The organism is Tunicatimonas pelagia (genome assembly GCF_030506325.1).
In the GTDB taxonomy this organism is placed as follows: domain Bacteria; phylum Bacteroidota; class Bacteroidia; order Cytophagales; family Cyclobacteriaceae; genus Tunicatimonas; species Tunicatimonas pelagia.
This window is the reverse complement of sequence record NZ_CP120683.1, coordinates 6,499,068-6,521,986: the sequence shown is the minus strand read 5'-3', so window position 1 is coordinate 6,521,986 and position 22,919 is coordinate 6,499,068. Positions and strand designations below refer to the sequence as shown.

Annotated in this window: 17 protein-coding genes; 9 read left to right on the top strand and 8 right to left on the bottom strand. The window is 43.7% G+C overall.

Annotation, left to right across the window (positions count from 1 at the left end):
* Window positions 1-219 precede the first annotated feature (219 nt).
* The gene (locus P0M28_RS27855; RefSeq protein WP_302206779.1) at window positions 220-423 is read right to left on the bottom strand and encodes a dodecin family protein; all 204 of its coding nucleotides are present in this window, start codon (window positions 421-423) and stop codon (window positions 220-222) included.
* A 232-nt stretch (window positions 424-655) separates the two neighbouring features.
* Here P0M28_RS27855 and P0M28_RS27850 point away from each other — a divergent pair, with 232 nt between their 5' ends.
* Window positions 656-4,441, top strand: coding sequence for a sensor histidine kinase (locus P0M28_RS27850; RefSeq protein WP_302206778.1), 3,786 nt, complete (start codon window positions 656-658; stop codon window positions 4,439-4,441).
* A gap of 7 nt (window positions 4,442-4,448) precedes the next feature.
* Window positions 4,449-8,105: a DUF8818 domain-containing protein gene (locus P0M28_RS27845; RefSeq protein WP_302206777.1), complete on the top strand. Its 3,657-nt coding sequence runs from the start codon at window positions 4,449-4,451 to the stop codon at window positions 8,103-8,105.
* A 168-nt stretch (window positions 8,106-8,273) separates the two neighbouring features.
* Here the strand turns inward: P0M28_RS27845 and P0M28_RS27840 are convergent, their stop codons facing one another.
* The gene (locus P0M28_RS27840; protein WP_302206776.1) at window positions 8,274-9,995 is read right to left on the bottom strand and encodes a RagB/SusD family nutrient uptake outer membrane protein; all 1,722 of its coding nucleotides are present in this window, start codon (window positions 9,993-9,995) and stop codon (window positions 8,274-8,276) included.
* Between the two features lie 8 nt (window positions 9,996-10,003).
* Window positions 10,004-13,066, bottom strand: coding sequence for a SusC/RagA family TonB-linked outer membrane protein (locus tag P0M28_RS27835; RefSeq protein ID WP_302206775.1), 3,063 nt, complete (start codon window positions 13,064-13,066; stop codon window positions 10,004-10,006).
* Window positions 13,067-13,293: 227 nt separating this feature from the next.
* Here P0M28_RS27835 and P0M28_RS27830 point away from each other — a divergent pair, with 227 nt between their 5' ends.
* Together P0M28_RS27830 and P0M28_RS27825 are read left to right on the top strand one after the other, a co-directional pair.
* Entirely contained in the window at window positions 13,294-14,244 is a 951-nt protein-coding gene (locus P0M28_RS27830) for a hypothetical protein (protein WP_302206774.1), read from the top strand.
* A gap of 47 nt (window positions 14,245-14,291) precedes the next feature.
* On the top strand, window positions 14,292-14,972 hold the full coding sequence (locus tag P0M28_RS27825; protein WP_302206773.1) for a hypothetical protein: 681 nt from the start codon (window positions 14,292-14,294) through the stop codon (window positions 14,970-14,972).
* Window positions 14,973-15,087: 115 nt separating this feature from the next.
* Here the strand turns inward: P0M28_RS27825 and map are convergent, their stop codons facing one another.
* Window positions 15,088-15,882 (bottom strand): type I methionyl aminopeptidase, encoded by a 795-nt coding sequence (map, locus tag P0M28_RS27820; RefSeq protein ID WP_302206772.1) that lies wholly within the window; start codon window positions 15,880-15,882, stop codon window positions 15,088-15,090.
* A 94-nt stretch (window positions 15,883-15,976) separates the two neighbouring features.
* Window positions 15,977-16,822, bottom strand: a complete 846-nt coding sequence (locus P0M28_RS27815; protein ID WP_302206771.1) for a S24 family peptidase — start codon at window positions 16,820-16,822, stop codon at window positions 15,977-15,979.
* Between the two features lie 87 nt (window positions 16,823-16,909).
* On the opposite strand from P0M28_RS27815, the gene P0M28_RS27810 reads away from it, so the two are divergent.
* Complete coding sequence (locus tag P0M28_RS27810) at window positions 16,910-17,074, top strand: hypothetical protein (protein ID WP_302206770.1); 165 nt, start codon at window positions 16,910-16,912, stop codon at window positions 17,072-17,074.
* A 15-nt stretch (window positions 17,075-17,089) separates the two neighbouring features.
* Here P0M28_RS27810 and P0M28_RS27805 read toward each other — a convergent pair whose 3' ends face one another.
* Window positions 17,090-17,479, bottom strand: coding sequence for a VOC family protein (locus P0M28_RS27805; RefSeq protein WP_302206769.1), 390 nt, complete (start codon window positions 17,477-17,479; stop codon window positions 17,090-17,092).
* 3 nt (window positions 17,480-17,482) lie between these two features.
* Window positions 17,483-17,731 carry a hypothetical protein gene (locus tag P0M28_RS27800; protein WP_302206768.1) on the bottom strand — a complete coding sequence of 83 codons (249 nt, stop codon included), beginning with the start codon at window positions 17,729-17,731 and terminating at the stop codon, window positions 17,483-17,485.
* 311 nt (window positions 17,732-18,042) lie between these two features.
* Here P0M28_RS27800 and P0M28_RS27795 point away from each other — a divergent pair, with 311 nt between their 5' ends.
* From P0M28_RS27795 to P0M28_RS27780, 4 genes are all read left to right on the top strand, one after another.
* On the top strand, window positions 18,043-18,228 hold the full coding sequence (locus P0M28_RS27795) for a CsbD family protein (RefSeq protein ID WP_302206767.1): 186 nt from the start codon (window positions 18,043-18,045) through the stop codon (window positions 18,226-18,228).
* 51 nt (window positions 18,229-18,279) lie between these two features.
* Window positions 18,280-18,732, top strand: a complete 453-nt coding sequence (locus tag P0M28_RS27790; protein WP_302206766.1) for a ferritin-like domain-containing protein — start codon at window positions 18,280-18,282, stop codon at window positions 18,730-18,732.
* Window positions 18,733-19,324: 592 nt separating this feature from the next.
* On the top strand, window positions 19,325-20,500 hold the full coding sequence (locus P0M28_RS27785; RefSeq protein WP_302206765.1) for a sigma-54-dependent transcriptional regulator: 1,176 nt from the start codon (window positions 19,325-19,327) through the stop codon (window positions 20,498-20,500).
* A gap of 42 nt (window positions 20,501-20,542) precedes the next feature.
* A complete protein-coding gene (locus P0M28_RS27780) occupies window positions 20,543-21,577 on the top strand; it encodes a hypothetical protein (RefSeq protein WP_302206764.1) in 1,035 nt (344 codons plus the stop codon).
* A gap of 36 nt (window positions 21,578-21,613) precedes the next feature.
* Here P0M28_RS27780 and P0M28_RS27775 read toward each other — a convergent pair whose 3' ends face one another.
* On the bottom strand, window positions 21,614-22,663 hold the full coding sequence (locus tag P0M28_RS27775) for a transglutaminase domain-containing protein (RefSeq protein ID WP_302206763.1): 1,050 nt from the start codon (window positions 22,661-22,663) through the stop codon (window positions 21,614-21,616).
* Window positions 22,664-22,919: the final 256 nt, after the last annotated feature.

Genomic DNA, 22,919 nt, shown 5'->3' with positions numbered 1-22,919 from the left:
ATTGCAACTGTACCACGCTTGATGGTTAAATACTGCCATGACTATTGTATACTTCATCAGGCTACTCATCGCGTATTTAGACGCAAAATAGTACGATTCTTAACTTACCAGGAAGGAAAAAACTCATTTTAGGTGGCTAAGTCTGAAATAGGGAAGGATTAAAAGCAATGGCAAGGCACTTGTAGTATTCGTCAATGCCCTGCCTACCGCTTACAATTTTTAAGATTCCACTGCAAAGGTAATCTTCAGATTCACTCGGTACTGAGTAACCTGATTATTATCTACAATTACACTATGCTCCTTCACATAAGCAGATTTAATATTCTTTACTGATTTACCGGCTTCGGCCACGCCTTGTTTGGTGGCATCTTCCCAACCGTTGGGAGAACTAGCAAGAATTTCAATAACTTTTAGTACGGCCATAATTAAAAAATTTTGGTTTGTGAGTGAAAAAATGATTAATAGTAGTAAAGCAACTGCTTACCGTCGGCTTTGTTAGATAGCTGTTACCAGCCGATGGATGCGCTGTACTTATTTTTCCGAAATTTTTTCTAAAAAGGCACGTTTTCTAGTAGCCTTCAAGTTATTTAGCTAGGCTTTTGTATTTTGGCACAATCAACCGGGTAATCTTCTTCGGTCAGACCTCAACGCTGCGGTGTATACGCTTACAGTTAAAAATCTCTCGCTGTTTATCGCTGGAATCGCGCTACTGCTAGCGTTGATACTTCGTTTGTTCTTTATCGGAAGTTTCAGAAGTGAAAAGCTGTATTTTCGCGATGTACAGCGTAACATCACCCAAAGCCTCGACCAGCTAAGTCGCGAATCTCAAGAGATTCAGCGTAGCCTGTCCCAACTAGATTCAGTCACACTCGCCGATTTCACCGCTGACTATCGGCATCCGTTCTATATTTTTCGCCAGCAAGAACTACAGTATTGGTCTGACTACCGCTTCGTCCCTTCTTACGAGCAGGTAAGCGGTAATGCAGCTTATCAATTTAAAGAGTTTGACCACGGCAGCTATGTAATTCACCGAGATACTATTAACGGTTACGAGATCTTTCACCTGCTGTTGATTCGGAACGAAACTACTATTGATAACCAGTATATGAGTTCCGGTTACAACCCGCGACTGTTCCCTCAGCCAGAAACGATAGAAGTGCGTACTGTTAGTGCGATAGATGCAGCGACCACCATTATTCACTACCGAGATCATACGCTGTTTGCTTTGCTAACCGAAGCTCCACCCACTGGCTATCGCGAACATAGTACAGCCAAATCTTTTCAGGCGTTGGTTACTACGCTAATTGCTGCCTCTATTCTCTTACTACTGTATAATGTGTACCGTCGCGTGCAGCGTCAATTTCGTCGTCAGCAAATTGATGCCGCCTTACTGGTAGTCATTCTATCGTTATTGCTTCTTCGAGCAATAATGATCTACTTCAACTACCCTTACAGCATACTTCCGATAGAACTATTTGATGGAAAGCAGTTTGCGGCCTCCTCGGTAAATCCGTCGCTAGGCGATCTGCTGCTGAATAGTATTGCTGTTCTTATTGTGGCCGCGTACCTGTTCATTTACTATCGCGACTCCCGGCTGTACCGTCGGCTACTACAAACCACTCCTATCGTAAAAATGATTATCTCAGTGGTGGGCCTACTGCTGAGCTTTATGGCTCTTTTCTGGCATTACGACATCATCCGCAGTATCTACTACAATTCTCAGTGGACCTTAGACGTTACCGAAAGCCTGTCATTTACCAATCTTCGGAACATCAGTCTGCTTATTTTCATCATCAACTCGATTAGCTACTTTCTGGGGGTTCATATTATCTTCCGTACCTGTATCAGCCTTAGCCAGCACAGCTACCTGCCTATGCGGGTCAGTTTTGTTATTGCTCTAGGAATAGGACTGCTGCTGAGCGCATTAGGGCAAACGCCGACCTTTGCTATGGTGATACTGGGAGCGGCTTACTTCATTGTGCTCTATTTGTTTAATCTGCCTCGCTTTCTCACCCGAATCAGTTACATCACTTTTCTGTATGTGTTTGCCGGTGCTTTCGTGAGTGCGGCTGCTTGTGCTATTGCGGCCTACGATATGTACCAGATTGAAACCTTAGATAATAAACAGAAATTTGCTAACCAATTGCTGGTGGATAACGACATTTTGGGCGAGTACCTACTGCAAGAAGCCGGAGAGAAAATCAAGAATGATCCACTGATTAAAAATCGGCTGTTTAGTCCATTAGGTTCTAAAAACATTATCCGCCAAAAGATTAAGCGAATCTACCTGGGTAACTACTTCGACCGCTACGAAATTAAGGTACACCTTTTCAACAGCAAAGGGCAAACCCTGGATGAACGCCCCACTTACACCTACGACGAATGGAAAGAAGACGTAAGCAGTCTGCGTTTTGCCACTGAGTATCCTAACATCTTTTTTATCAATCAGAATAAGTCGCTATTGGATGCGGAAAGCGGGCAACGCTACTATCTGTTGTTAGACATAGAGAACTTCGGTAATACTATCGGCTCTATCATTGTTGAATTGGTTCTTCGCCGTTTTACCCCTAATCAGGTTTACCCCGAGTTGCTGGTAGATCGTAGCTCGGTGCAAGATTATCTGAACACTGACTTTCGTTACGCCATTATTACTCCAGTATCTCAGCCCGACGAAAGCCCCTCCAACCAAATAAGTTTTACTTCGGGCAATGTACAACTCTTCGACTATTTCATTAATTATGATTTCCAGGCGATTACGGGTGAAACCAGCCTTGATCGCGGTGATTATAACTACCTAATGCTCAAAGGGCAAGACGATGAATACATTGTAATTGCGTCGCCAGTATACTCATTCATCAATATCATCTCTAATTTCTCCTTTCTATTTCTGCTTCTGGTATTCGCCATCCTACTACTGCTGGGGTTGTACTCATCGTACTTCGTATTCAGCCGAGGCAATCTGAACTTCTCCACCAAAATTCAGCTCTACCTGAATGCTGCCTTTTTTATGCCGTTGCTGGCATTGAGTATCACGACCATTAGTATCATCAGTAGCTCCTACAATCAAGAAGTAGATCAACTGTATTTGGAGCGCACCGATCAGATCAGCCGTAACTTAGTAGCTCCATTTGAGGATTTCAGTAGTAACAATTTATCTCCCGACGAACTTTCGGAGACAGTCAATCAGATTGCTAGCGTTACCGAAACCGATCTGAATGTGTTTGATACTTCGGGCAAACTGGTAGTAGCCAGCCAGCCCCTAATTTACGAAAACGGTTTATTGTCTCGCTACATTAATACGCAGGCGTTGGTTTCCATTAGAGAAGAAGGTGAAACTAAGTTGGTGTTGGAAGAATCAGTCGGTGACCTTTCTTACAAGTCATCCTACGTAGGCTTGCGATCATTCCAAACCGGGCAGTTACTAGGCATTATCAGTATTCCGTTCTTCGAGTCGCGTAGTCAGTTAGAATCCCGCATTATTCAGGTACTTACCAATGTGATGAACATTTTCACCTTTGTTTTTATCGCTTTCCTGATTATTTCTTACTTGGCCTCAGTGCTACTTACGTACCCATTAAAATACATTACTCAGAAGATTCGCCGCACATCCTTATCCGATTATAACGAGCCCCTTTCTTGGGATAGCAACGATGAAATTGGGCTGATGGTAGGGGAATATAACCGAATGCTGGTGAACTTGGAAGCCAGTAAAGCAGCCTTGGCCCGTAACGAAAAAGAGTCGGCCTGGCGGGAGATGGCTAAGCAGGTAGCCCACGAAATCAAGAATCCGCTCACCCCCATGAAGCTCAGTTTGCAATTGCTCAAACGACGGCTGGCCGGAGAGTTCAAACACGGTATGGATTCCGAAGAAGTGCAGAAAATGGACAAACCACTGGATACCTTGCTGCATCAGATCGATACGCTGAGTGACATTGCCAGTTCCTTTTCAAATTTTGCCCAGATGCCTTTGCCTAAGAGCGAACCTTACGAACTGACAGCCGTGGTGCGCCGAACGGTAAGCCTCTACGCCGAAGAAAATATCGCCATTGACCTGGATATTCAGGGAGATGAATTTGTGGTGCTGGGCGATAAGCAATTGATGGGCAGAATTCTTAGTAACCTTATCATTAACGCTAAACAATCTATTCCTAAAGAGCGGGAACCTAACCTACAAGTGAGCCTGCAAAAGTTCAGTACCGACCGGGTAATATTGAAAGTAAGCGATAATGGTACAGGCATAGCCAAAGAAATTCAGAATAAAGTATTTTTACCCAACTTTAGCACCAAATACGCCGGTTCGGGCATAGGACTTGCCATTGCCAAGCGAGGCATCGAGCACGTGGGCGGTCGCATTACTTTCGATACAAAAGAAGGAGTTGGCACCACGTTTCTGATAGAGCTGCCTCTAGTCACCAAGCAACAGTCTGTGGTCGAACTCTAGACCACATATGCCAAAATCGGGGCTGGCTTTTCTTTTCTTATTGCTTGTTGGGTACCTTTCCGGTTACTCCCAGTCGCTAGCCCCGCCTGAGTCAGTCCACCACCCCGTTTGCCGCACCCTTCCCTACACCGCCGACTCGGTTTGGGTAGACTCACTTTCCATCGTACCGGAGTCTTTGCAAGTAGTAATAAAAAATGATACGCTACTCCCCCACCAGTTTCGCTACAACTACACTTCCGGTTACCTATCAATAGATCAAATTCCTGCCGATACTAAAATTGCTATTTGCTACCGACGGTTGCCCTTCAGCTTGCACCAGGTTCACGCCCGGCGCGATTTATCAGTCTACGATTCTGCGGCACTCTTTCAGGAAATTCGCTACGCTGATCGTTACGCCAATCATTCGCTTTCATCGCAGGAAACTCTGATTAGTACGCCTAAGCTTCAGAAGAGCGGTAGCCTGAGCCGGGGTATTTCGTTTGGCAATCGACAGGATATGTTTGTGAATGCTGCGCTCAACTTACAACTCGAGGGGAAACTGACCGATGACCTATCTATTCGGGCGGCAATTACCGACCAGAACGTACCCCTGCAACCCGACGGAACCACCCAGCAGCTTCAGCAGTTTGACAATGTGTTTATTGAATTTGAACACCAGTACGCTACGCTTACAGTCGGCGATGTGCAACTACGTTATGCTGGGGCCACGGTAGCGGGCGTATCGCGTAACGCATCATTGATGGCGCAACCCGGGCAACCCTACTTTTTAAAATACCGTCGCAATGTGCAAGGCGGATTATTACAATCTCATTATTCAGTGGGTAAAGAGGGAAAAGCTCAAACCTCAGTAGGTGCCGCTATTGCCAAAGGACGATTCGCTTCCGTCAACCTTAGCATTCAAGAAGGTATCCAAGGCCCCTACCGATTAAACGCAACTACCGGCCGACGAGAAGAAAGCGGGCTAATGTTTTACATTCTGGCTAACTCAGAAAAAGTCTACCACAACGGAGAGCTGCTTCAGCGAGGCTTTGACCAAGATTACACCATTGACTATAACTTAGGGGAAATCACTTTTACTCCCCGAGTGGTGCTCACGCAGTTTTCCCGATTGGTGGTAGATTATGAGTACGCCGAACGGAGCTACAGCCGCAGCATCCTCACCGCTAGTCATCAGCAAACGCACCAGAAAGTCTCGTTCTCCGTCAACTTCTACCAGGAAAGTGACCACGCTCGCCGCCCCATCGGCTTTGAATTGACCGATGAGGATTACCAGCAACTGAGTGAAGCGGGTGATCAGGCTGTTAACCAAATGGTAGCTGCCGTCGATACTGTCCGCCAAAATACCAGTGATTTAGCTTACGGCAACCAGCAGGCCGATGTGCCGGGGGTAGGCAATGTATATCAAATTTTGTATGCCCAACAGGATACAGTGGTGGCGGGGGTGTCCTACCAAATTTTTGTTTTTAGTCAGGAGGAAGATGCTATTTACCGACCGCGCTTCAGCCTGGTGGGGAACGGCTCGGGAGACTATGTACTCAAGACTAGCCAAGTTAACGGAAAAGTATTTGAGTGGATTGCTCCGCAGAACGGTATTTCCCAGGGAAATTACGCGCCTACCCGCCAGCTATCGGCTCCGCAACGCCGACGAGTAGTATCCATCAATACGGAAGTAGCTCTCACTAAGCGAGATCAGTTATTCACCGAAGTGGCTTTTTCCGAAAAGAACCTCAATACATTATCTGAACTGGATAGTCAAGACGATCACGGTAAAGCACTAGTGTTGGGTTACCGTAGCCAGCCTCGCCCAATTTTTAGCGGATCGGCCTACCGCTGGTCGCAGCAGATTCAGTTTGAGTACACTGATCGTCACTTTCAGGCGGTTGATCCGTTTCGGTCGGTAGACTTTGAGCGGGATTGGTCTTCTTTCTTTCGTCACATTCCTCAACCCGTTAAGGATGATCACGTTCTGCAAGCCCAAGCGCAGTTAGTAAAAAATGTTCATAACCGCTTGCAGTACCGTTGGGTAGGAAGAAGGCAAACGAATTGGCTCAGTGGCAACCAGCATTCGTTAGAAGCGGCTCAGGAATGGGGTGGTTTCCGGCTGAGTGGCCGCGGATTTCTGATGCAAAGCCGGTATCCGCAGCAGCAGGCTTCCTGGAAAAGAGTTAAACTCGATATTCATCGTCCTACGCGCTGGCTTACTCCGGGTTACACCTATCGGCGAGAGGAGAATGAAGTCCGTGACTTAGAAACCGATTCAGTGGCGTTTAGTGCCGAGCACTACGACGAACACCAGTGGTACTTAGCCAAGGGCGACAGCATTCGGGGCACGTTTCGGCTGGATTATCGAATACGAAATAACCGCTTACCCTTAGGTGGAAAGATGAAAGCTCGCGAACAAGTACAAATGCTACAGGCTAACTGGGACAAACCACTGGGCGAACAGCATACTTTACGACTCAACGCTACCTACCGAAACATCTCCCCCCGCAACCAACAACTTTGGGAAAGTAGTGCTAACGGCAATCTACTGGCTCAGACGGTGATGGGACAATTAGACTGGAAAGGTAGCCTGCTAAAAAAATCTTTACAGATGTCGCTGGCTTATACCCTGGCCAACGGGCGGGAGATTAGGCGAGATTTTATCTACGTGCGGGTACCCACCGGCGAGGGCTTGTTCACTTGGCGCGATAGTAATGGCAACGGCGTAGAAGAACTTGATGAGTTTTTTGAGGCCCGCTACTGGGATGAGCGCAATTACGTGCGAGTGCTGGTGCCCAGCAATGAATATATTCAAGCATTTACAAATCAGCTAAGCTATCAGCTCAAAGCTCAATTTCCCCGCAGTTGGCAAAAAAGCAGCGGGTTAAAAACCTGGTTAGCTCGCTTCTCTAACGTTACTAGTTGGCAAACACTGCATAAACAGACCGACGAGAAGCTAGCCGCTCGCGTACTGCCGGGCTACCAAGTGAGTGAGGATAATCTACTTTCGGCGAAGCAGCAAGCCCGCACTACCTTTTTCTTTAATCGGCAGAACCCTCGCTTTGGGGCGGAAGGTGGGTTACGAACTACCCGGTGGAAGCAGCTACTTCAGCAGGGCAGCGAAGATCGGTTTACCCAAATGTACCGAACGCAGCTACGTTACCAGTGGAACCGCAAGTGGAAAGTTACGGTAGAAGGTCAGCAATTGCACCGGAAGTACACGCTGGAAACAGCAGCGGCTACCAACAGTACTCGCAATTTTGATATTACAGCTTACCGCCTAGCACCCGAACTACACTGGCAACCGCATTTAGACATCCGAGTAGTGACTCGAACCTCTTGGACGAACAAAGTAAACTCCTTAGCGGTATTACCCGAGGCCTCCGGCGAAACAGCCACCCTACGATCAGTAGGCGGAGAGATTCAGTCAAGCCGGGTGATGAAACGAAATATTAATGCTACGTTGGAGTGGCTCAAAATTGATTATAATGCCGACGCTACTCAAGCCGTAGCCTACGAAATGCTAGAAGGATTGCTACCCGGAAACAACGCTCGGTGGACGATAAACCTGCAACAACAACTGCTGGAAGGACTACAGCTCACCGTAAATTATCAAGGAAGGAAATCGCCGGAGCAAGCCACAGTACACAGCGGTAGTGTGTCAGTTCGGGCGCTGTTTTAAGTACTACAAAAAAAGCGTAGTCTTTTCGCAGAACATAATAGTAACCTCTCAGCCTCATTCTGACTAAGCGTGACCATAAAAAGTGGTACGTTAAGCACCTCTTATTTTTACGCAAAAGCCAAACTAAAAAAGGGCCGAAGCCCTTTTTTAATTCATATGATAAAATTATTACGAGTCACCAGATACTGGATAACCGGGATTCTGCTCGTAACCTCCTTCTGTTCGGTCAATTTGCTCCTGTGGAATGGGTCGTAAAACATGATAATCTTGTATGTTAGGTGACGCCTCGGGGTTATGCGCCCGTACCCGCTCTACCAAAGTACCAGTGCGCGTCAACGTAAACCAACGATGTCCTTCTCCATCCATTTCCCTTGCCCGCTCTTCCAACAGAAAATCGAGTGTCGCTTGGTCAGCAGTAATCTGCATCGCTTCTTCCATACCGTCCCAAGCCGCCCGGGTTCTAATTACGTTGATATCTTCAGCAGCTCCCCCTGCGTTTCCTTGCTGTAACCGGGCTTCAGCTCGTAATAGATAAGCTTCTCCCAATCGCATCAGGACAAAATCCCGCTGGCCTTGGGTATGCTGACGATTAGGCCGGGTATTATCTAAGAACTTAGCCAACGTCGGATATAGCTTCTCATTATAGAACCATATATCACCGTCAAAAGCAGGGTCAGGAGTAAGCACTACGTAAGGAGTACTTTTCTTGGCTGCTTCATCCCATTTGGCATTCATATCAGGCCCTGGAATATAGATAGCGGTATCTCCTAGCTCAAACAGTAAGTTGCCTGCTTCATCGGTGGGAATAGTAGCCTCATTGTTAGCGTACCATACACTTTTGTAAGTTTCGTCGTAGCGCCGATCCATATCACGGTTCCACAGACTTAGATGATACGGAGTTGGCCGAAAACGCTTCCACGGACGGCCGTTCTCAATATCGCGCTGCATACCAGGCAGCTTATCGTACTCCATTAAGAAGTAAAGGTGCCCCCGATGACCATCTCTATCTAATCCTTCATCAACTTGTCCTTTAGCGTTCTGTACGGCAAAAATAATCTCACTATTATCTTCCGCACCGCCTACGTTATCGGGTAAGGAAAGTTCATCAAGCCCCCACAATGCACGGTAGTTTTCTGCTAACGTAAAGCCATAGTTATTAATTACGTTAGAAAACAACGTTTCTGCTTCAGCAGCATCGGTGCCTTCGGCAAATGGCTGATAGCTACGAGTAAGTAGTGCCAACCCTAATAAATACTCAGCCGCCGGTTTAGTTACCCTTCCTAAATCGGTTTGTTCGTTGGGTAAACCAGCAACAGCAGCTCTTAGATCAGGAATGATAGCTTGGCTGTAGATTTCACTAGCTGGCGTCTTATTAGCAGTAATCTCTACTCCCTCAGTTTCTTCCAAACTGAGGTGAATATTGCCGTAAAAACGAGTTAGCATAAAGTAATAAAAGCCTCGTAAGAAGCGCACCTCTAAAATTCGTTGGTCTTTTACCTCTTGGTCTAACTCTACATCATCAGCCCGATTGATCATGGCATTAGCCTGGTTGATCCCCCGATAAAAGAACTGCCAAGCCTCACGGGCGTACCTTGTATCAGGAGCTAATTGATTATCGTAGAAATTAAATCCTTTGTGCCCACCGTCGGAACCATTGGTATGTACGTCGGTACCAAAAGCAGTCATAGTAAAGCCTATTTCCACTCCAAAGAAGTTTTTCATGGCCGCGTAGGTAGCCCGCACCCCATCTTCCCAACCTTGAGGGGTTGAGTAGTAAGTAGCAGCGGATACATCCGATACCAGTTCTTCTTGCAGATAATCTTCACACGATTGACTAACCCCGGCTAACAGGACTAGCGTAAAAGCGATTATTTTCTTATTTATATTCATCGTTTGAATTATTTAGAAATGAATTGAGCACTAACTCCTAATAAGAATAAGCGAGCAGTAGGAATAGTACCCGAACCAATAGCAGATATATTATCGTTATCTTGATCGCTAACTTCAGGATCAAAAGCATCAAACTTAGACCAAAACCACAGATTTTGACCCGATGCGTACAGACGTACATTGCCAAGCCCTAACTTACTAGTCATACTTTCGGGGAAAGTATACCCGAGGGTAACATTACGTAACTTTACATAAGAGCCATCAAAGTAACTCATACTGGAAGCATCTCTTGGCCTTTCCTGATTCTGATTAGGTCGAGGGAACGCATTGGTTGGATTATCAACCGTCCAATAGTCAACATCTAAGTTATTATAGCGGGCAAATAAGCTATTGTTACTATCGTGGAACCGACTACGAATGGTATGCCCCAGACGATAGTAGAAGAAGAAGCTAAAGCTAAACCCTTTATAGTCAAAGCTATTGGTCAAACCGCCCATAATATCGGGAAGATCGGTACCAATAACAACCCGGTCATCAGGAGTTATTACTCCATCCCCGTCTTGGTCTTTAATCTTAATTTCACCCGGAAGTTTCTGTTCGCGATCGCGGGCTAGATCTTCTTCATCTAGTTGGTAGATACCTTCTTTTTCATAGTCGAAGAACACTTTAATAGGTTGCCCGGCAAACCAAGCGTTTCCTAAATCATTAACAGGATTACCATTCTCATCTCTGAGGGCTAGCTCGGTAATTTCTTCACCAATACGAGCAGCATTAAAGCTAGCGTTCCAGCGGAAGCCCCCCGAAGTATTTAGGATGTTTGCCGCTACGAATAATTCTACTCCCTGAGTACGCGTAGTACCTACATTTTGCAAAATATTATTATAGCCTGAAGTAAACGGTAGGTTACGATCAAGCAGAAGGTCATTGGTAAATGCTCGGAAGACGTCTATACTACCAAACACTCGTCCATTGAAAAATCCATAGTCTAGGCCAATATTAGTTTCTGAGGTAGTTTCCCAGCCTAGATTAGGATTAGGAATTTCAGCTAAACGGTAACCGAAAGCAGGGCTTTCATCCCATGCGTAAGTGGTTCTAAATAAACGACCAAAAGTCTGATAGGGCCCAACAGAAGTGTTACCTACTAAGCCAAAACTTCCGCGTAGTTTTAGCTCCTGCACGAAGTCTGAATTTTGTAAAAACGGCTCATCACTAATTCGCCATCCAGCGGAAATTCCGGGAAAAAGGCTCCACTTGTTGCCTTCAGCTAAGCGAGAAGAACCATCCGCCCGCATCGTAAGTTGTAAGTTGTACTTGTCGTTATACTTGTAGGTAACACGCCCCATAAAGGAGGCTAATTGCCAAGTAGCGAGGCCACTAAATATGTCGCCCTTTACTTCAGCTGTTCCTTGGTTGTAAAATAACTGAGACTCGTAGGGTAAGTTAAGTACTTGCGTAGCGTATCCCTCAAAACGGCGACTCTGTATACTTTGTAGCAGGTTTACTTTGATGTCATGCCGATCAAAATCTTGCTCCCAGGTCAGAAGGTTCTCCAGGGTGTAACCGATTTCTTGTTCGTTGAAAACCCGTGAACTAGCTGGCCCGCCCCGGTTGGCGTTAGTTTCACTAGCTGCAAAGAAACCTCGGCGGGTAAAGCGAATGTCTGGCCCGAAAGTAGACTTAAAAGTTAATCCATTGGCTATCTTAGCTTCTAGATAGACCGGGCTAAAAATACGGGTAGCTTTTCGCTCATCAATAAACGCATCCTCAACTAACTCACTAAGTGGATTGGTACGAATACCGTCGTTAGTAGGTAGAAATCGTATATTACCATCTTCATCAAACGGTACCCCGAGCGGGTTATTTGCCAAGGCCTCTTGCATTACACTACCGTTACCAAAATCTTGGGTAGAAGTAGAAATAATAGATGAAAGACCGATTTTAAACACATCATTGATCTGATGATCGAGTGTAATAGTACCATTAATTCGCTCAAAGCCTAATGAACTAATAACACCCTCTTCGTTAAAGTAACCCAGTGACAGACCATACTGCGTTTTCTCAGTGCCACCTCGAACGCTCAACTGGTGATTTGTTTGAAAACCCTGCTGTAGTACTAGATCTTGAAAGTCAGTGGAGCGCCCTTGAGCGATAGATTCTAGCTCCACTGGATCTTCAAATACTAATTCATCAGCCGGAAAGACACCTTGATAATCTACTAAGCGGGTTTCGGGGTTCCAGCGACGGGATTCGCGCTTCATAGCAGCAAACTCTTCTCCGTTCATCATATCAGCTGTGATCAGGGCATCGGTAACACCGTAGTAGCCATTGTAGGTTACTTTGGTTTCACCCGGTTCACCACGTTTAGTTGTAATCAGAACAACCCCATTAGCACCCCGAGAACCATACACAGCAGTAGAAGCAGCATCTTTCAGGATCTCCATTGACTCAATATCTTGGGGATTAATATCGAAGATGGCACTAGTTCCACTGGTTTGAGGTATCCCGTCAATAACAAAAAGTGGATCGTTGGATGCAGTAATTGAACGTCGGCCACGAATACGGATAGACGGGGCTTGACCGGGACGGCCACCTGACGACAGAATATCTACCCCAGCAACCTGGCCTTGAATGGCCTCGACCCCACTGGCTACCGGAATCTTTTCAATATCTTCGGCACTCACCGAAGCAATCGCTGCAGTTACATCTCGCGAGTCTTGCGTTCCGTACCCTACCACAACTACCTCCGATAGCGACTGGATATCGGGCATCATAACCATATCGATACTAGAACGATTACTGATAGCTACTTCTTCAGCAGTGAATCCTACTGAAGAGAATACTAATGTCTCAGCATCATCTGGAACACTGATCGAGTATTTTCCCTCAACATCAGTAATTGTTCCAATAGTAGTCCCTTTTACCAGAACATTGACCCCTGGTAATGTCTCGTTGTTTTCACCGTCGGTAACAGTACCCGAAATGGTGTTTTGAGCTTGCAGCGTTAGTGAGCTAAAGAGGCATAACAGCCAGACACCTAACACTTGCCTTGAAATAGGTAAAGCATTTCTCATAGTTATAGATTAGTGGTTAAAAAGATAGTAATGAACAAAATAATATAAACCGATTGCATTAATAAATTATTAATTGTAGCGGTTTAAGTGTTCAAGTAAATACATTTCTGCTAATAATAAAACATCAATTTAAAAAATTAACAATGAAGAAATATGACAGCTATTATTTGTTAATATTCCTTTGAAAGGCTCTAGTTTTAGCGAGATTAATACTATTTTTGCGAGCTATGCTGAATTCTGATATTAAAATTTTTGCCGGACCAGACTCATTAGATGAATATAATATTGAGGAGGTCTACCGCGTTGCTGAAATTAAGGCAGATGGTGTGCCTGCAGTGTACGGTGCCCGTACTGTAGGATTAAAGTCTCGCACTAATTTCGATAAGGACAATACCGATAAAGGATTTATGGGTTACGATTTTGAGGCCATCATGAAGAACTTCAACATCTTCGGCCACGGAGGTAATGCTGATGACTTGATTCCGTTGCCTACTGTAGAAATGGCCGAGAAACTGTACCAGGATACCGGAATGATTGCCTCTTCGGAAATTATGCTGCCAGCCATTCAGTTAGCCTGTATCAAAAAATCGTTTCCGTCCGCTCCATTTTTGGTGTGGAACTCCGCTGTAGATCAACTGGGTTGGCATGTGCGCCAGATGGCAGGGTTTGCCAAAGAACACGGCTGGATGGTGGGCCTTAAAAACGGTAAATGGCTGGGTGAAGAATACACTATTTCTGAAACGGAGGATTTTTCCGGTAAAACTAGTATTGAGACTGTATGGGATGGGTTGGTTAACTACTCAATGTTAGCTCCTGAAGTAATTCTGATTCAACGGGGTTGTGACCTTCCGGCGAAAGGCGAATACCGTAACTTACCCATTCACTACGCCGCCAAGCGGACTAAGGCTCGCCACTTGGATAAAAATGTACAACTATACTTTGATCCCAGTCACTCATTAGGCCCTAAGATGCGAGATCAGATCGTAGAAAAGACCGTAGAAGCCATGAAAATGAAACTGAATGATGAGCAGTACCTCTACGACGGAATGCTCATTGAGGTAGGTACTGCGAAATGCGATACTCATCAGCACGTATCAGTAGAAGAATTTACCGAACTGGTCGCTTGCTTATCTGAATTTAGAACTTTGTCGGGAAGACGGGAAAAGGTGAACGTTTAACTAAACGTTCAGTAATCCGTATTTAAAGATACAATACCATCGAGAATATGGACGAAGAAGTTAAAGAACGAGTTGGCACCTTAAAAGCTGTTCTGGGAGAATTTATTGTGCAGACCAATAAGTCGATGCGGAAGATAGAGGAAGGTACTATCGCTCTACAGCGCGAAATGGCTGACTTTAGGAAAGAGATGCAACGTGACCGCCAGCAGCGGGATACCGAGATGAAGGACTTCAAAGAAGAGATGGGTCAATTCAGAGATGAGATGCGTCAGGATCGCAAAGACATGAATAAGAGGTGGGGCGATTTAGCTAATCGCTTAGGTACAGTGGCTGAGGATTTTGCTGCTCCTAATATTAAAACAATGGCTCAGGTGCATTTTGGTTGTCAAGACATAGACCACTTCTCAGTACGGGTATTGCGCCGTAGCCAACGCGACCGAAAACGATTAACCGAATTTGACGTAATTATAGTCTGCAGAAACTACCTCTTTATCAACGAAACCAAGTCTAATCCTCAGAAAGAACATATACCCGCCTTCGCTCACAAAATACGAGATATTTTTGACTATCTCCCTGAATACGAAGGGAAAACAGTGGCACCTGTTTTTTCTAGCTTTTCTCTACCAGAATCTATCGTAGAACAGCTTACTACGCTAAAAATTTACGCAATGGCTCTAGGCGGGGAAACAATGGAATTACTAAACTACAGTGAAATTCAGCAAGGTTGATTGGGATCGTTCTGTAGCATCTTACCCCGAGGTTCGTGTCGTTACGAACCTTATAAGTTTATTGGAATATTCTCTATTGATCGGGATCGTTCTGTAGTATCTCGATCGCTGGCTTTTATACCTTACTAGGTACCACCTTCTTTGCTAGTGCCTCTTCCACATATTTGAAGGTACTAAGAATCTCAGGTTGCCCATTAACAATAGCTATATCGTGCTCAAAATGAGCCGAAGGCTGACCATCAGCCGTAACAATAGTCCAACCGTCGCTAAGTTGTTTTACTCGTCGGGTGCCCATGTTTATCATCGGCTCAATGGCAATCACTAACCCATCTTTAATTTTCGACCCTTTTCCTCGCTTACCATAGTTGGGCACTTCCGGCGACTCGTGCATTTTTTTTCCCAAGCCATGCCCCACCAACTCGCGAACCACTCCGTAGCCATATTGCTCAGCATGGTATTGCACTGCGTAACTAACATCACCTATCCGATTGCCCTTACGAGCTTGCTCAATTCCCTTGTACAAACACTCCAGGGTGACATCTAGTAACCTCTGAACTTCTGGCGCAACCTCACCCACTGAAAAGGTGTAAGCATGATCTCCGTAGTAGCCATTTTTTTTAGCACCACAGTCAATCGATACAATATCTCCTACTTCTAGAGGACGATTGTTGGGTAAACCATGAACAACCTGCTCATTAACTGAGGTAAGAAGAGTGCTCGGACACCCGTACAGACCTAGAAAGCCCGGCTCAGCATCATGGTCGCGAATAAACTCTTCTGCTCGCTGATCTAAGTACAGTGGAGTGACCCCAGAGTGGATCTCGTCAGCCAGCATTCCTAACGTTTTAGAAACAATAAGGGCACTTTCTCGGATTAGCTCTATCTCCTCTAAAGACTTATAGTGAATCATATGTGCAGGATTAGACTATCAGTAAACGTCAAATCTGCAACGATTGATTGGTTAATCCAAAAGAAAAAGCAGATATAACGCCTCAAATCAAACCCTAATTCTGCGATAAGTCACTGCTACCGTTCACTTGGTTTTGTAAACGAAGCATTTCCGCCATTTGATCTAGTTTCTCTTGAATATCATCAATCTCAAGTTTGGGTTCTGGTAAGTATGAGCGTAAGTGCCATTCTACCTTCCAAATTTGGAGTAGCTCTTCTTCAGGAATGTCAAATGGTGCATGTTTAGGGTTGTCAGAGAGGCACCGAATGTACCCGTACTGATGCAGGCGGTTCCGAATACGCTTAATCTGAATGCCCCGGTCTTGCGACACAATAACATAAACGCCACCGTCAGTAATATTGCGGTAAGCACTGTTGTCAAGCAGTCGGCAAATTACCCAATCATCCTCCATCATAGTGGGTTCCATACTGTCACCGCTTACTTGCACTCCGTAGCACTGCCCATTTTTAATCATATAATCGGGCAAAAGAATACTTTCCCGCTCCTCAAAAAATTCTTGGGTTTGGTAGCCCGTCATAAAATTAGCGGCAGCTTTATGGTTGATGAGCGGTACCGTTGTATTCCCCTTAGTATCTTGGGTGGCCACCATGATTACTTCCTTAGTTTTGGTAGGCAAATCCCCAGACTCTTTGCTGACAAACGGCTGCCCCAACCCCGATATAATGTAAGCACTATTGATTTTGAATTTATCTAACGCCCGGTTTAAAATCTCAATAGTAACCGACCGGCGGTTGGCTTTAATATCGCCCAAATTAGACGGGGAAATGCCAATTGCTAGAGCAAACTCTCGATCTGAGCTAATTTCTTTACGGCTTTTAAGCATGTGGATACATTCAAAAAAGCGTTCGTTTACGGAAATTTTGTATTGATTATCAGCCATTTGCGAAAAATTATACTTGCAAAAAGAATAAAATGCTTGGATAACACTTTAAAAAAGCATTAACTTGTACTTATAACAAGAACAAATATGGAAAATATCCGCCAGATAAAAAAGCTTTTAGCCAAAGAAGAGTACGAAATTATCAGTAGAAATACTGGATACAGTGTAGATTACATTCAAAACTGTTTGACCCACCGCCGCAATAACCGTCTTATTGTGAAAGCGGCTCAGCAGCTTGCCCAAGTAGTTTAACTTTAAGCATCGGCTTCATTCCCAGATTCCAGGCGGCACTATCTCTAGCACATTTCCTACCGGATCGCGGAAGTAGAAAGAGTACAAACCTTCTTTCCAGAACTGCTCATGAATGATTTCCACTTTCTTCTGTTGTAATTTCTCTTTCCAGTCTTTGTAATCACATAAGTCAACCTGAAAGGCTAGGTGTTGAGGTCCAACAGCATAGTGAGGTGGCAGCGTTTTTTCTTCTCTGGTCATTTCAGGATTGAAAAATAATAGCACCGCTTCGCCTACCCGAAAAAAAATATGTCGGTTAGCTACCTCACTGATAATAGAAAACCCGAGCGTTTCGCTGTAAAATACCCGGGTTGCTTCAAGGTTATCTGTGTATAAACAGATTTCTTTAATTTGCTGAATCTGCACAATTTACGATTGGTTCACAGTTGGTGCAATTTCAAAGTAACGATCAAATAATCTTTGCCGCAACAGAACAGAAGGTTTACCTCTCCCCCATTCAGGCGCTATTTCGTACAAGCCATTGTAGGTGCGACCCACGTAATATTTATCCACTTCAAAATCAGCTAGTCCTGAATGCTCATCGGGCCGACGACTACAGCGAAACTGAATTCTAAATTTATCTTCTTGCTTAGGCTTCTTCCATAAATTATCAGTCATAACTGGTAGTATATTATTAAACAGTACTAATGTAAGTTTTTTTTGTTTTTTAAAGATACTAATTTTTCCACTATGTATCAAAATATTATAACTGATTTATATAATAGTCATAATTATTGTTTTAAAATAATACTACAGAACTGCTTTAAGATTGTGGATTCTGCATACTATTTTGAGGATAAGCTTCTACAGTCAGTATTAAAGTCACGAAACGAATTTTATGCAACACACTGAATATCATTATGTTATTATTTTTTTTCAAGTTTGGATCAGTTCTTTCACCTACTTAGTCACAAATAAAATTTAGTATTATGAATGACTATAAGATAAAAGGCAACTGGAACGAGAAAAAAGGCAAACTAAAGCAGGAATACGGATCGCTTACTGATGATGATCTTGCCTACCGAGACGGTAAGGAAGATGAATTGGTGGGAAAAATCCAGAAAAAGCTGGGCAAAACTAAAGATGAAGTGCAGAAAATTATCAGCGAAATTTAATTTTTACTTTTCAGTATTTCCAGATTTTTTCATTTTTAAATATAATTTTTTATGAGTAACCGAAAAATAATAGATTCACTACACGAACTTATCCAGATTAATCAAGAAGGTGAGAAAGGATACAAAGAAGCATCTGAAAATATTAATTCAGAAGAGCTTAAAACAATTTTGTATCGCTTATCGCAACAACGTGCGCTATTCCGCGGTGAGTTAGAAGAAGTCTTACATAAAGATTACCGCGACTCAGCCGATGTGCAAGATTCACTTGCTAGTAAAGTACATCGCACTTGGATTGATTTTAAGAAATCGTTTGGTAGTAATGATGATGAAGCCATTTTGACCGAATGTGAACGAGGCGAAGAGCACGCCATTCAGAAATATACTGAGGTACTAGACGGACGATTGCCAAACTATATTGAAGAAATAGTAAATCAGCAACTGGGCTTGATCCGAGGATCATTGAGCCAGATTCGGGAGTTTAAACATGAGGCCGATCAAGTATAAATGTAGTTTACTGATTTATTCAGTTTGAGTAAGCAAGAGTATTTTTACTCTTGCTTTTTTTCTCCTCACATTAACCTACCTAACCAGCAATATCATAATACTACAGTTAAAGGTACCCGATATTGCCTATCTACTTTTACCAGAAGCTAACGAAATACGGGGTTATATCTACTAAAATTCAACCTATACTTTGTCAAGTCTAATTAGATATTATCTATCCTTTGCATATCAACATTTAAATTTGAGCAATGATTTTGATGTTACCTACTGGGTCTTTTAGTCCATGAAAAGCCCTTTCGGTACATTAAACCACTGTTCTTCCTCATCAAATGTAATACCCCATTAATATTTATTAGCCCAGTAAACGCTAGCTTCTTCCTTAGCATCAACATTGATATAGCTCATTTTCCTCTGAAGAATATTGATCGGATACCTGCCAAACCTTACACTACCTTTTCCCAACTATAAACAAACATTTATTCCCCAGCTAATACTATACCTTTAGTCTCAGATTTACACCTGTACTTTAACTTGCTAATAGTCGGGTTATTCAAGCAAAAAAGTGCCGCTAATAAATTATTGAATGGGACAAATGATTAAGATTTTCTGCGTTGAAGATGATGCAGTATTTAGCAAAGCATTAAAGCTTTTTTTGGAAAGAGAAGGTAACTACGATGTTAGCTGTTTCCAAAGTGGTGAAGAGCTTTTCCAAAACATCCACCTAAACCCCGATATTATTACGGTAGACTATAATTTACCCGGTATGTCAGGGCTGGAAACTATTCAGCAAATCAGAAATTATAACGAGCATATTTCTGTGGTAGTGGTCTCTGGACAGGAAGAAGTCCGAGTGACTGTAGAGGCTTACAAAAATGGGGCGAAGTACTACGTAATCAAGGATGAAACCGCCTTGACCGAGTTAGCACTTTGTATCAAAAACTTGACGAGCCATATTGAGCTGCACAAAGAAGTTGAAAACCTTCGTGAGCAAATTATTGACCGCCACCGCTATGATACAATTATTGGTGAAAGTAGTGCTATCTTAAAAGTATTAAAACTTATACAAAAAGCTGAAAAAAGCGATATACTGGCCTTAATTACAGGTGAAAGTGGTACTGGAAAAGAGGTAGTGGCTCGTGCCATGCACTATAATTCCCCCCGCAAAAAGAAACCTTTTGTGGCCGTAAATGCTGCCGCAATTCCTGAAGACCTTATTGAGAGTGAGTTATTTGGTCACGAAAAAGGGGCATTTACCGGAGCCAATAGTCGGCGAATTGGTAAGTTTGAAGAAGCTAACGGAGGCACTATTTTACTAGACGAGATTGGTGAAATGGATGCTAGTCTGCAAACTAAATTACTGCGGGTGCTCCAGGAAAAGAAAGTTTCTAGAGTGGGTAGCAATAAAGAGATTTCTCTGGATGTACGAGTATTAGCGGCCACAAACAAGGACTTGGCCGAGCGGGTAAAAGAAGGGTTATTCCGGGAAGACCTTTATTACCGTTTGCAAGGTTTCTTAATTCACCTTCCGCCACTGCGTGATAGAGAAAATGATTCATTGCTCTTAGCTAAGCATTTTCTTGCTGAGACCTGCCAAAGAAACAAGCTTCAACCCAAACACTTTACCCGAGCGGCTTTAGAATCTCTGCTAAACCACGATTGGCCGGGAAATATTCGCGAACTGCGTTCTTTCGTAGAAAGAGCCGCACTAATGAGCGATGGCGAACAAATTGATACCGAAGATTTGGTATACTCACCCTCGGTTATATGATGTAGTGGAGGTATACCTCGTACTTTAATCTGTATTCATAATATGAAAAGAAAACGTAGTTTAAAGCATCAGCCTTCCGTTAAGCTGAAGAGAAAACAAACGCTCGTGTACGCCACCACTGGTATTGCCTTGGCAGTAATTGCCGGTGCTGTAGTATTTTTATACTTAAATGTGGGCACCTCTACCTCATCTTTGGCAAAAGCCAGTAAGAACCAAGGTTACGTCTCATCAGGACAAGGAAGCTGGAATGATGATACCTCATGGACTGCATCTGAAGACGAGATGGATGATACCCCGGGAGCCGACCTGAACTACAAATATGTTGAAATCTACGGCTACATTAACCGAGTAGGTAATTTAACCGTAAGGGGCAAAACTCACCTTATCATTCACGATACGCTGTGGATCACTGGAGATCTAACTTTATCTGGAAGAGGTTCGGTAACGGTTGGCGATAGCGGGATTTTGATAATTGATGGAAATTATGCGGCTACTGGAAGAACTACGGGCCATAACAAGGGTCAGTTGGTAGTAAAACGAAACATCGATGCCAGTGGCGGTACTGACTTTATAAATGATAAAGGATTGTATGTATTTGGTACCACTCATCGGGAGAAACGAGCAACATTCAACGGCACTAAAGATGTTAGCAATGCTACTATTTTGAGCAAAGATACTCTAGAAATTAACAACGCTGAATTATATGCTTTTGCAACTGCCGGTGTCTTTAAGTTAGCAACGGTACTGAGCTACTTTTACGCTCAGGCTCGTGGAGCAAACGTGATTGTGAACTGGGAGAGTGCCGCAGAACTAAATAACGATCTTTTTCATGTTGAACGTAGTGCGGATGGAGTACGCTTTGAAGAAATTGCTACGATTCCGGGTGTGGGAAATAGTCAAAAGCCTACAGAATATTCTTATACTGACACCCAGCCCTTAAAAGGAATTTCTTACTATCGTCTGAGTCAAGTAGATCATCATGGAAAAACTGAGATATTTAATACGGTAGCTGTTTTTCTTACTACCGCCTCTACGACTGATTCAATCCCCAAGCTTAGCATGATCTTTTCTCACTAAGCAATCATTATTCTGATTAGTGTTTAGACCTTACAGCTATTTGATAGCATTTCTTAGCCCTTTAAGATTTTGTTCACTGGTTTTGATATTACTGGCTATTAGCTGTTTTTCTTGATTGGCACTATCACCTTTTACAGTTTTTACTAGTTTTTCAGCTTTTTTCAGGTAGTCTAAGGCAGATTCTTGCGTTTCGGTAGCTTGCAGAATAGACTCACGAGAGCTAAGCTTCCGAGGAATATCACTCATTAGCCGATTAGCTTCATTCAAGTAAGCTCGTGCCAGCACCACCGGGTTATCTGGATTAAAATCATAAGCCATTTGTGCCGCATAGAACTCCTGATCACGCTCCGTTTTACTCTCAAAATCAGCAATTTGACGGCTATAGTCCTGACATTCACTACCACGTTCGTTCAGGTATGCCCTAATCTGTTCTTCACTCTGAGCGTATACCATAACCGGAACCGGGCAATCTAGTAACTGCCACATGGGAGCCAGCGGCAAATGGTTAAGTACAAACACTTTCGGATCAGTCAGAAAATACTGCTCGTTAAATTGCTTAACAAACTTCATTCTATCATTGAGTCCTCCACTTCCCCAGGTAACATCAATCAAATACCACTTGTCTGCTATCTGTACCACGTTCCAGGCATGGTCGGCTACGGTAAATTTTGCTTTGGGAGTATAGCCAAACCCTTTACTATATCCGCCTACTACGTAGCTCTTGATACCTACTTTTCGGCACATCTCCTGAAAAAGCTCAGCGTACCCTTGGCATACCGCTTTACGCCGCTTCAAAACATCGGCAGGCGCTAGTGGCTGATAGCGCGATGGACGATAACTTCTAAACAATTGTACATCGTAAGCAATATTTTCGGCTATCCAGCTATAAAATGATCGTACTCTTTCGTAATCATTGGCTGCTGGTTTGCTCAAGTACTTCACTAACTTATCTAAGTCAGTATGAATTTTCTCGGGAGCCTGGCGAGCGTGCTGATCTATTTTGGAGTAATCTATTTTCTCCGCCCACAAAACTGTGGCCGCAAACACCAGTATTCCCGAAAGCCAGAGTATAAATACCTTCTTCATTATCAACTGTTTTATCAAAGTAAATTTGACCAAATTTATTCTCTCAGCTAAACAAAAAAGAAGCTAAAACTTACATGCGCTCAATTGTTAAATGGCTAGTTGGCTATTAGTCCACGGTCGATAGTCCATCGTCCACAGGTTAAGAAGCTTGAAGTGTTCAGGTGTTGGGAGTTAATCATTACTCATTATTCATTATTCATTAGCTGGTTGGTTCCATCAATGATCAATTTTAAATTCTGGTCTCTGTTCCACAGGG